The following is a 12,025-nucleotide window of genomic DNA, read 5'->3' as shown; positions in this document are numbered from 1 at the left end:
GAATTACTGGGCAGATCCTTCCTCGTCTTTCTTGATCTGGCGGAAAAGATCCTCCATTTTGAATACGTGATCGAGGGTATCGTCGGTATAAAATCTCAGTTCGGGCATCCTGCGGAGCTGTTTTGCTACGCGGGCGGTGAGTTCTTTTTTGATTTCCCAGCTTCTGTCTTCCACTTTTTTGAGGGCGGCGGCGGCATCCTTCACCTGAAAGAAACTCAGGTAGATCCGGGCTTCCAGCAGATCGGGGGTGATTTTTACGCCTGAAATGGACACCATTCCCCCGTCGAGCATGCTGAGGCCCAGTCTTTGGAAAATATCGTTCAGCTCCTCATTCAGGAGGCCGGCTATCTGTTTTTGTCTTTTACCTTCTTGCATCTCTTTAACTGATTAATCGTTGTAAAATTAGTTACTTTGCGCTGTTTATCTATATTTAAGTTCCATGAAGCGATTTTCAACGATTCTCTCTTACCTGAAGAACCAGAAAGGAAAAATCTTCCTGTACCTGCTGTTTACCCTGTTATCTATCATATTCTCCCTCATTTCTCTGGGTTTGCTGGCACCGTTTCTGCAAATGATATTCGAGCCGCCCATGCAGCCTATAGCCAAACCGGTACTGAGCTTCAGCTCATCCAGCCTGATGGAATACCTGAGATATGGCCTGGCAGAGATCATCAAAGAGCACAATAAAGTATGGGCGCTGGCAGCGATCTGCATCACGCTGATCGTTTCCATTCTGCTGAAGAACCTCTGTATCTATATGGCGTTGCGCATGATGATCCCTCTCCGCAACAATGTAATGACGCAGTTCAGAGAAGACCTCTACACTAAAATACTCAAGCTTCCTATCGGCTTCTTTACCGAGCAGCGCAAAGGCGATATCATGAGCCGCATGAGCAATGATCTCAATGAGATCGAGTGGAGCATCATGAGTACGCTCGAAGGGCTGATCCGCGATCCGCTCAATATCATCATCATTCTGTTTGCACTGGTGTTTCTTAGTCCCGCACTGAGCTTGTTCCTGCTGATACTGCTGCCAGCTACCGGTTTCATTATCGGTCGTGTTAGCCGCAAGCTGAAAAAACAATCCGGCGCAGCACAGGAAGAGCAGGGCATCTTGTTGTCGATACTCGACGAAACCATTACCGGTCTCCGCGTAGTGAAATCGTTCAACGCAGAAAAAATCCTGGGCAGCCGTTTTCTAAAAACCAGCAACAACCTGCATTCGCTTCGCGTAAAGATGGCTTTCCGCCGCGATCTCGCTTCTCCTTTATCCGAGTTCCTCGGCATTGTGATATTGAGTGCTATTCTTTGGTTCGGTGGTCAGCTTGTACTGAATGGTACTGAAGCAAATCCTTCTGTACTCGCGCCGGGTGCATTCATCACTTACATCGTTTTCTTTACGCAGATCATCAACCCGGCAAAATCGCTTTCCACTGCCTTCTACAATGCACAACGCGGAAGCGCAGCCATTGCACGTGTGGAAGAGATCCTGAAAGCCCCGGTTGTGGTGGAAGAAGCAGCAAACCCTGTTACGATGCAGACCTTCAACAACAGCATCGAATTCAGGAATGTAAGCTTCAAGTATGAAGATGTAACCATTCTCGACGATATCAATCTCACCATCGAAAAAGGAAAAACCATTGCATTGGTTGGATCATCCGGCGCCGGTAAGTCTACGCTTGCCGATCTGGTACCACGCTTCCACGATGTGAGCAGCGGCGAACTGCTGATCGATGGTGTAAATATCAAAGACATTTCTCTGCTCTCACTCAGAGACCAGATCGGTATCGTAACGCAGGAGCCTATCCTCTTCAATGATACCATCGCCAGCAATATTGCCCTGGGTAATCCGGTGGCTACCATCGATGAGATCGAGCATGCGGCGCGCATCGCCAATGCACATGACTTCATCATGAAGAAAGACGAGAACTATCAAACCAATATCGGCGACCGCGGCAGCAAACTCAGTGGTGGTGAAAGGCAAAGGCTTACCATCGCAAGAGCTGTACTGAAAAATCCGCCGATACTCATTCTCGACGAAGCCACTTCTTCGCTCGATACTGAAAGCGAAAGACTGGTGCAGGATGCCATCAACAAAATGATGGCCAACAGAACCAGCATCGTGATCGCACACAGGCTCAGCACTATCCGCCACGCAGATGAGATCATTGTACTGCAGCGTGGAAAGATCGTTGAACGTGGCACACACGATCAGCTGATTGCACTCGAAGGCTTCTACAACAAGCTGGTGAAGATGCAGGAAGTGAAATAATCGAAGGTTATCATAAAATTGAAAGGGCTGGCTTGTTGAAGCCGGCCCTTTCAATTTTATGATAGCACGACCTGATTCATGAATTCGAGCCCTGCTCCCGTTCCCGCAAGCGTCTGTACTTCACAGGCAGTTCGCAGCAGATATAGCTGTATTGGCAACAATGCTTGTCCAATTCAGGTGCATTTACCGGTTTTGGCCGGTGATTTCGTACATTCACTCCCTAATTATTTTTTGCATGAATAAGAAAATACTGTCGGCTGCCGCATGTTTTCTGCTGGTAACCCTGTCATTGCCCGTGGCAGCACAAAAAAAGCAGTTCAGTTCTGAGCAACTGCTGAAAAACAATCTGCCTGCCAATATCACCAAACCATTGCCCACCATCCGTGGATGGGTGGACGATGAACATTACATCGAAGTGCAGCGCAACGCCTCCGGCGAGGCCACTACTGTTTCTGTGGATGTGAAGTCCGGAAAGGCCGTTCCCTACACAGCTCCTGCGGAGAAAACTGTTCCACCGATCGGCAAGATCGAGGGAGCACGCAATATCACAGCATCACCCGATGGCAAACTGGTGGCCTACACCAAAGCTGATAACAACCTCTACGTAAGAGAAATATTGGGAGGATTAGAAAAGCAACTCACTACCGATGGTTCTACCACCATTCTCAACGGTTACGCCAGCTGGGTGTATTACGAAGAGATCCTCGGAAGAGCCAGCAACTACCGCGCTTTCTGGTGGAGCCCCAACAGTAAGCAACTCTGCTTCATGCGTTCAGACGAATCGATGGTGCCCGTTTTCCCGATCTATGTGATCAGCGGACAAGACGGCTATCTCGAAAATACCCGCTATCCTAAAGCAGGCGAAAAGAATCCTGAAGTGAAGATCGGAATCGTGAACGTTGAAAGCGGCAACACCACATGGGCCGACTTCAATCAGAAAGACGATCAGTACTTCGGCGCTCCTATCTGGTCGCCCAACGGCCAATGCTGGGTGCAATGGATGAACCGCGATCAGAACGATCTGAAATTGTACAATATTGATCTCAATACAGGCGCTAAGAATGTTGTTTACGAAGAACAACAGAAAACATGGATCGTACTCGAAGGCGACGATCGCGTTGAGTTTCTTCCCAACAACAAAGGCTTTATCGTGAAGAGCGATAAAGACGGCTGGGAAAACCTTTACTATCACGATATCACCGGAAAGCTGATCAATCAGATCACCACCGGAAATTTCTGGAAAACAGAAGTGCTGAAATTCGATGAAAAAAGCAGCACACTTTTCATCAAAGCACGCAAAGAGAATTCTGCAAGATATGATCTCTACAAAATCGGACTGAACGGCAAAGGCCTTACCAGACTGAGTTTCGGAGATTTCTCTCACGACATGATCAATGTATCTCCAACCGGCAAATACTTCATCACCACTTATTCCAATCTTTCTACTCCATACGCCATGGCACTGGTAGACGGAAAAGGAAAAACGGTGCGCATGCTGGGCGATACCAAAGGAACAGAGTTCGACAACTACGCTATTCCACGCACCGAACTGGTTCGCGTGAAATCTGCTGATGGTTTGTTTGAATTGCCTGTAACCATCACTTACCCGATCAACTTCGATCCCGCAAAAAAATATCCTATTCTGGTGAGCATCTATGGTGGACCAGATGCAGGAACTGTGTACGATCGCTGGAAAAACATCGGCGGCTACACACAATGGTGGGCACAGGAAGGATTGGTTCAGGTAGCGATCGACAACCGCGCCAGCGGTCACTTCGGAAAGAATGGACTGAACTATATCTATCGTCAGCTCGGCAAATATGAGATCGAAGATTTCATGGCAGCGGGCCGTTGGCTGAAAAGCCAACCCTGGGCTGATGCCAACAAACTCGCCATGACCGGCGGCAGCTTCGGCGGATACATGACCTGCATGGCCATGACCTACGGATCTGATGTGTATGATTTCGGAATCGCCAATGCATCGGTAACCGACTGGCAGTTCTACGATACACATTACACGGAGCGTTTCATGGATACACCTCAGGATAATGCTGAAGGTTACAAGAATACTGCAGTGATGGCCTATGCGAACAAGTACAAAGGACTGATCCGTATTGTGCATGGAACATCCGACGATAACGTGCATTTTCAGAACAGCCTTGTGCTGATCGATAAAATGGAGGAACTGGGCAAACATTTCGAGTTCATGGCCTATCCCGGTGAGCGCCACAATATCGGCGGCAACAGTGGCAAAAAACGTGCACACAGAATGGCTGAAGAGGCAAGATTCTGGTACGAGAATCTGCTTGGAAAGCCTGTTCCTGCTGCGTTTAAATAAGCCAGTAATTAATTGGAATAATGAAGAAGCCGTTCTTTTACCAGAACGGCTTTTTTATTGCAACGATGTAATTGCCGGTAACCCTGAACCTGCTTCGCGGCATCTGCAGGAAACAGCTATCATATTTTGATCCATAGCATCAAAAAGCAGAAGGCCAGCTTATTCAGCCGGCCTTCTGCTTTTTATAAAGTTAAATACGCTTATTTGTTCATCATCTGTTTGGCTTCGATGCTCAATGTAGCATGAGGCACTGCACGGAGGCGTGCTTTATCGATGAGTTTACCTGTGACACGGCAGATACCGTAGGTTTTGTTCTCGATTCGCATCAGGGCTTTTTCCAGGTGATCGATATAATTGATCTGGCGGCTGGCCATTTGCGCGAGTTGTTCGCGTTCCATGCTCATGCTGCCGTCTTCCATGGTCATATAGCGATTCTCATTTTCATCGCCACCCATTTCATCCTTACGCGTAATGAGTCCCTGCAGGTAAGTCAGTTCTTTCTTGGCCTGTTCCAGTTTTTTCAGGATCAGGTCTTTGAATTCTTGTAATTCACTGTCGCTGTATCTCATGGTAGGTCCCGTTTGTATGTTTTCAGGTTGATCTAATACAGATTTGGTAAAATCCGGCTCGTACTTCCGAACAGATTTTGTTTTCAGTTCCGGAATTACCACTTTCACTGGTTTCGGGGGAGGCGCTGGGGTTTTCTTCGGAATGGGCGGGGGAGCAACGGGCTCCGGTTTCTTAACTTCTTTTACTTCGGGCTTCTTTACTTCGGGCTTTACCTCAACTGCTTTCTTTACTTCCGGCGCTTTCACTGCAGTTTTCACAGGGGCAGCAGCCACTGCTTTTTTAGCTTCCGGTTTGGCAACAGCTTTAACAGGAGCAGGAGCGGGCTTCGCCGCTGGCTTTTTGGCCACTGCTGTTTTCGCCGGCGCTGTCGCAGGCTTCTTCGCTGCAGCAGCTTTTGCCGGTGCAGGCTTTGCTGCTTTTTTAGGAGCAGGCTTAGCAATAGGTTTCTTGACAGCAGCAGGTTTGGCAGCAGGCTTTTTGGCCGGCGCCGCTTTTTTCGGAGCGACGGCCTTTTTTGCTGGCTTGGCTGCTTTCTTCTTGGTTGCCATACTGTTAGGCTTTTTTAGTGACAAACACTTTTAATGGAATATCATTCACCTCAATTTCAGTGCCATCAGGCAATTCAGGGACTAATTCCAGTTTATCTGCCAAAATTTCCGCGCAAATATAGGTACTAAATTGGTCGATTGAACCTTTCAATTCCTGGTGGTCGGTCAACTGAACCTTGATCCTGTCCGTTAGTTCATAACCATTGTCTTTCCGGATCTTCTGGATTCTGTTAACCAGTTCGCGGGCATTACCCTCGCTTACCAGTTCAGGGGTTACGGTGATATCGAGTGCTACTGTCAGAGAGTCTTTGTTAGCTACCATCCAGCCGGGGATATCCTCACTGGTAATGTCAGCTTCATTAGCCTGTAATATTAAGGGTTCGTTATCAATTAACAATGAAATTGACCCTTCTTTTTCTAACGTTCTGATATCTTCCTGTGTAAAACTGCCAAGCGCAGCCGCAACCGCCTTCATTTTTCCACCCAGTTTCTTACCTAATGCAATGTAGTTCGGCTTGATCTTCTTTTTGATGAACCCGCTGTCTGCTTCGGTCAGGTATTGCAGTTCCTTCACATTCACTTCGCTCATGATGAGGTCTTCCACCTTCATTATCTGCTCCTTCATGCCGGGGTTCAGCACAGGGATCAGCACTTTTTGCAATGGTTGACGAACCTTGATGTTGACCTTCTTACGGAGGCTCAGTACCAGTGAAGAAACATCCTGCGCCAGTTGCATTCTTTCTTCGAGCAGCGCATCGATTGCTGTATTGTCGCTCACAGGGAACAGCACATGGTGTACGGATTTTTCTTTGCGCTGACCAGTTACATCGTTCAGGGCATTGAAGAGTCTGTCACTGAAGAACGGAGAGATCGGAGCCATCAGTATGCTCACTTTCTCCAGGCACTCATACAGGGTCTGATACGCGCAGATCTTGTCGTGCTCATATTCTCCTTTCCAGAAACGACGACGGCAGAGGCGCACATACCAGTTGCTCAGTTGCTCGCCTACAAATTCTTCAATAGCACGGCCTGCCTGTGTTGGCTCGTAATCGTCCAGACTCGCCTGCACCTTCGCCACCAATGTATTGAGGGAAGACAAGATCCAGCGATCGATCTCCGGACGCTCCGCCAACGGAATGTATTTTTCTTTGAAACTGAACCCGTCTACATTGGCGTACAGCGCAAAGAACTGGTAAGTATTAAATAAGGTACCGAAGAATTTACGCTGCACTTCGCGGATGCCTTCCAGGTCGAACTTCATATTGTCCCAGGGAGAAGCATTGGTTACGAGGTACCAGCGGGTTGCATCGGCTCCGAATTCACCGATTGTTTTGAACGGATCCACTACGTTACCCAGGCGCTTGCTCATTTTGTTGCCGTCTTTATCCAGCACCAGACCATTGCTCACGCAGGTTTTGTAGGCTACTGAATCGTAGAGCAGGGCAGAGATCGCATGCAGGGTATAGAACCATCCGCGGGTTTGGTCAACACCTTCCGCGATATAGTCTGCGGGGTAGTTGGTGCCGAACGGAGCTTTGAAAGGACGTGGGTCGCCGGCTTTCAGCTTATCGTAGTCGAGGCCCCATTGTGCAAATGGCATGGCGCCTGAATCGAACCAAACGTCGATCAGATCTGGTACACGTTTCATGGCACGGCCCGAAGGGCTTACCAGTACAATCTCATCCACATAAGGTTTGTGCAGATCGAGGATGCCTTCGTGGAGATAATGTTTATTCACATCACCGCCCAGCACTTCATTGGCTTTGCGGATCTCATTGTTCAGTTCTTCGATAGAACCGATGCACTTGAATTCGATATTCTCCTCTCCTTCTGTTTTCCAGATGGGAAGCGGAGTTCCCCAGAAACGGCTGCGGCTGAGGTTCCAGTCCACCATGTTCTCGAGCCAGTTGCCGAAGCGGCCTTCGCCGGTTGACTTCGGTTTCCAATTGATGGTTTTGTTCAGTTCCACCATTCTCTCGCGGAGCGCAGTGGTTTTGATGAACCATGCTTCGAGCGGATAGTAGAGCACTGGTTTATCAGTACGCCAGCAGTGCGGGTAATTGTGTTCGTATTTTTCTACTTTGAAGGCGCGGTTCTCTTTTTTCAGTTTCACGGAGATGTCTACGTTCACATCCACATAATCCTTCTCGTCTTTGTAGTTCTTCACGTAACGGTTGCTGAACTCGCCGAGGCCGTCCACAAACTTGCCCTGCTTGTCGACCATTACCAGAATACCGATGCCATACTTCTTGCCCACTTTATAGTCATCTGCACCGAAGGCAGGAGCCGTGTGTACGATACCGGTACCATCTTCAGTGGTAACGAAATCGCCGACGATAACGCGGAACGGATCGCCACCTGCAATTTCAGGGGTATTGGCTTCGTAGGGAAGCAGTTGTTCGTAACGGGCTTCTTCGATAGCTGATCCTTTGAACGTCTCAAGGATGGTCCATGGAAGCAGTTTGTCGCCTTCTTTGTACTCGCCTACGGGAATGTTCTCGCCTTCGGGCTTGAAATACTTGCCCAGCAGGTCTTTCGCCAGTACAACGTAAACCGGAATATGCGTGTATGGATTCACGGTGTGCACCAGTACGTAGTTGATATTGGGCCCAACGGTGAGACCGAGGTTGGAAGGGAGGGTCCATGGTGTGGTGGTCCATGCCATGAAGAAGATCTCCGGTTCGGTGGTTCCGTTAGCCCTGGCCTTTTCGAAGAGGAACTTTGTACGGTCGTTCTCGATGGCCTTGAACATGGCCACAGCCGAAGTATCTTTTACATTTTTGTAGGTGCCGGGCATGTTCAGTTCGTGTGAGCTGAGACCGGTACCTGCTGCAGGAGAATAGGGCTGGATGCTTACGCTTTCGTAGAGCAGCCCCTTGTTGTAGAATTGCTGCAATATCCACCAGAGGGTTTCGATATAAGAGTTATCGAAAGTGATATAGGGATCCTGCAGATCTACCCAGTAACCCATTTTACGGGTGATATCGTCCCATTTGTCTTTGAAGCGCATAACTGCTTCGCGACATTTGAGGTTATATTCTTCAACGGTAATTTTCTTACCGATATCTTCTTTGGTGATGCCGAGTTCTTTTTCAACGCCGAGTTCGATGGGGAGACCGTGGGTATCCCATCCGCCCTTTCTTTTTACCTGGAAGCCCTGCATGGTTTTGTAGCGGCAAACCAGATCTTTCAGGGTACGGCTGATCACGTGGTGAATGCCGGGCATGCCGTTGGCGGAGGGGGGGCCTTCGTAGAACACGAAATGGGGGGCGCCTTCGCGAAGGGCTATGCTTTGCTCAAAAGCCTGGGTCTCAGCCCATTTGGCCAGTACTTCCTGCTCTATTTCGGGCAGGTTCAATCTTGAGAATTCCTGATATTTGGCTGACATATTATTATTCGGGCTAATATCCGGGCCGTTTTCCTCGGAAGGCAGTCCGGATTGGTAAAAATCCGTTGTTTAAAAGTGTGCAAAGGTACTGAAAATTCAGGGTAATCAGGGGCATGTCGGGCTATAAAATCTGCCTGAAAGCAGCGGTTGAAAACCCGGAATGGGAGGATGCCGCGGCAGGACAATTTTCAGGGGAAGAAATCAATCTCAGGCAGCTACGAAAAACAGCTTCATTAACCATTAAAAAACACACCCGTAAACAGTCAATAATTATTTACAAAACAGCGCTTGAAACGAAAGAGCAAAATGGCTAGTCTTGCAGAACCGACTACTGCACAGATTTTCAGCTATTTGACAAGCGTGTTTCCGGTACAGAAAGCAGTTCGGTTGTGCATCACCGGTTCATTGAAAGATTATATTAAAAAAAAATATCAGAATTTAATATCGCAGTTTCAAAAAATATCTGATATTTGAAAAACCGAAAGCGATGCTTTCTCGTAAGTAACTCTGAAACGCGCCTGCAAAGGCTTCCAATCCCTGAGATTGGGTTATTCTCTGGTTAAGCTCTCCACCGATCCTAAAGAATTAGATGAAGTTCTGTAGCTTTAAGTAAGGACAAATTTCTAACGGTACACGTTATTCTAATTCAGGAATCTCTTCTCACTTCGTGAGAAATTTTAGTAGCACAGTTTTTTTGTCATAGTATGGTCAGATTCGATCGTTTGAACCGTCTTGTTCATGGTCTGGTTTGTTTAGGTTTTCGCCCCTTTCAGTGCGGTTAACCATAACAGCCAACAGTTCAGGATAAGCGATGTTAAAACCGCATTAAAACGATCTGTAGTTTCATCATTTTTGCCGCAGTTTTTTACACAATTAAAACGTTTGGCACAGTTTATGAAACTATATCAATGTTGCTCACGAAAACAGTAGTTGCAACAATGAAATCCAGCTCTTTATTATTCTGAACTCATTATATGAAAACCTTTTCTACGGTTTAGGGTTTAGGGGTTAAAAAGGGGAGTATTCCTGCTCCCCTTTCCTTTAAAAACTCTAAAAAACAGAAAAGGTTTTCTTTTTTTATGCCTTTCCCAATTACGAGTTCCCGTTTTTAATCTCTGATATCACTACTATCTTAGAAAAGCCTGAGATTCAGCACACACGTGCATTCTGGCCCTCCAAAAGCTAAATGTCGGCTCCCTGAAAATCAAGGCTTTCCTCATACAATTGAAGAGGGCGTTCCTTCAAATCGGAACGCCCTCTTTTTATTTTTGTCCATTTCCGGTTGCACATCCCCGGTATGGGTAATCATTTGTTGCTTTTTCTACCCATTCTGCTTTTTTGTACGCACCAGTTTGTAAATTTTGATCGCACTCATCAGCACCACCACAAATAAAATCAGTCCCAGTAATCCCCACACCCAACTCATATTTTCTTTCACTACCACCAGCATCACTATCGCTACCAAAAATATTGTGGCCACCTCATTCCAGATCCTCAATTGCTGCCCGCTGTACCGGAAATTTCCTTTCCACTGCTGCCTCGCTATCGCATGAAGCGTACCGTGATAAACAAACAACCCAATCACAAATAGCAATTTGATCTTCAGCCAATCCGGAAACGCCCCAAGAAGGTGCCAGGTACTTAATCCAAGTATCAACGTCAATACCGCCGACGGCCAGGTGATCCCAAACCAAAGCCTTTTCATCATAATTCCATACTGATTTCTCAGAATGGTCTTCGCCGGTTCGGGTTGCGTTCCCGCCTCCGCATTGTACACCATCAGACGGGGCATGTAGAACAGCCCCGCAAACCAGGTGACAATGAATATTACGTGTAATGCCTTGATGTAGAGATACATAGTTATTGGTTAGATAAGGTTTATTTCGCGGTCTGCAACAGGTTCTTCAGTGCCCCGATCCAGGCAGCCTGACTGTTCATGCAGGGGATCAGCGTAAATTTCTCTCCGCCCGCGTGTAAGAAAATCTCCTTTCCTTCCTCCGCCATTTCTTCCAGCGTCTCCAGGCAATCGGCCACGAATGCCGGACAAACCACCAGCAGTTTCTTTATCCCTTCCTTCGGCATTTCGCCCAAACGCACTGCTGTATAAGGTTTCAGCCATTCGTCCCTGCCGAGGCGGCTCTGGAATGAGAAGCTGTATTTTTCTTTCGGGATATTCAGTTTCTCCGCTACCAAACGGGTAGTGGTGATGATCTGATGACGGTAACAAAAAGCATGCGCCGGATTATCCTGCATACAACAGTTGGCATTACCCAAACAATGCTTACCGGATGGATCCGTCTTATGAACATGCCTTTCAGGAATTCCGTGGTAGCTGAACACAATCTGATCGTACTCTTCATTCAGATACGGACGAATGCTTTCGGTAAGCGCATCGATATACCCCGGTTCATTATAAAATGGAGGAACAAAAGTTAGTTTGAAGGGATATTTCTTCTCCTTATGCACCTTTTTGGCGTACTCCACCGCCGTTTCGTAGCTGCTCATCGCATAATGAGGATACATCGGCACCACCACCACTTCTTCCAGATCAGGCGATTTTTGCATCAGCTCATCAAATGCCGCCCAGGGCGTAGGGTTTCCGTAACGCATGGCTATCACCACCGGTTCGTCCACCAGCGCCTGAAGTGCATCACGTTGCTGTTCGCTGATCACGATAAGGGGAGATCCTTCTTTCGTCCAGATACTTTTGTACGCCTCCGCAGATTTCGGCGCTCTGAAAGGCACAATGATACCTTTCACCAGCAGCGCTCTCCACAATACCGGCGTATCGAGCACGCGCCCATCCATCAGAAACTCATCCAGATATCTCCGCACATCCTTTACCTCTGTGGAGTCGGGGCTCCCAAGGTTCATCAGTACTATTCCTTTTTTTGCCATTGCCTGTTTGA

8 protein-coding genes are annotated in these 12,025 nt (G+C 47.7%); 3 read left to right on the top strand and 5 right to left on the bottom strand.

What is annotated here, in order from left to right; genetic code table 11:
- Positions 1-3 precede the first annotated feature (3 nt).
- Positions 4-375, bottom strand: coding sequence for a 30S ribosome-binding factor RbfA (gene rbfA, locus HHL16_RS06060; protein ID WP_169424234.1), 372 nt, complete (start codon positions 373-375; stop codon positions 4-6).
- A gap of 64 nt (positions 376-439) precedes the next feature.
- Here rbfA and HHL16_RS06055 point away from each other — a divergent pair, with 64 nt between their 5' ends.
- Both HHL16_RS06055 and HHL16_RS06050 read left to right on the top strand, forming a co-directional pair.
- On the top strand, positions 440-2,272 hold the full coding sequence (locus HHL16_RS06055) for an ABC transporter ATP-binding protein (RefSeq protein ID WP_169424233.1): 1,833 nt from the start codon (positions 440-442) through the stop codon (positions 2,270-2,272).
- A 235-nt stretch (positions 2,273-2,507) separates the two neighbouring features.
- Positions 2,508-4,610 (top strand): S9 family peptidase, encoded by a 2,103-nt coding sequence (locus tag HHL16_RS06050; protein WP_169424232.1) that lies wholly within the window; start codon positions 2,508-2,510, stop codon positions 4,608-4,610.
- A gap of 200 nt (positions 4,611-4,810) precedes the next feature.
- Here HHL16_RS06050 and HHL16_RS06045 read toward each other — a convergent pair whose 3' ends face one another.
- Complete coding sequence (locus HHL16_RS06045; RefSeq protein WP_169424231.1) at positions 4,811-5,728, bottom strand: TraR/DksA C4-type zinc finger protein; 918 nt, start codon at positions 5,726-5,728, stop codon at positions 4,811-4,813.
- A 4-nt stretch (positions 5,729-5,732) separates the two neighbouring features.
- Positions 5,733-9,116, bottom strand: coding sequence for an isoleucine--tRNA ligase (gene ileS, locus HHL16_RS06040; protein WP_169424230.1), 3,384 nt, complete (start codon positions 9,114-9,116; stop codon positions 5,733-5,735).
- A gap of 113 nt (positions 9,117-9,229) precedes the next feature.
- Here ileS and HHL16_RS06035 point away from each other — a divergent pair, with 113 nt between their 5' ends.
- The gene (locus HHL16_RS06035) at positions 9,230-9,430 is read left to right on the top strand and encodes a hypothetical protein (RefSeq protein ID WP_169424229.1); all 201 of its coding nucleotides are present in this window, start codon (positions 9,230-9,232) and stop codon (positions 9,428-9,430) included.
- 1,007 nt (positions 9,431-10,437) lie between these two features.
- Here the strand turns inward: HHL16_RS06035 and HHL16_RS06030 are convergent.
- Complete coding sequence (locus tag HHL16_RS06030; protein ID WP_169424228.1) at positions 10,438-10,974, bottom strand: CopD family protein; 537 nt, start codon at positions 10,972-10,974, stop codon at positions 10,438-10,440.
- 20 nt (positions 10,975-10,994) lie between these two features.
- Positions 10,995-12,014, bottom strand: a complete 1,020-nt coding sequence (gene hemH / locus HHL16_RS06025) for a ferrochelatase (protein WP_169424227.1) — start codon at positions 12,012-12,014, stop codon at positions 10,995-10,997.
- Between the last annotated feature and the right edge of the window lie 11 nt (positions 12,015-12,025).

This window comes from Pseudoflavitalea sp. G-6-1-2 (assembly GCF_012927185.1).
Classification (GTDB): domain Bacteria; phylum Bacteroidota; class Bacteroidia; order Chitinophagales; family Chitinophagaceae; genus Pseudobacter.
Note: the sequence above shows the minus strand (reverse complement) of the source record. Positions and strands in the feature narration are given on the sequence as shown.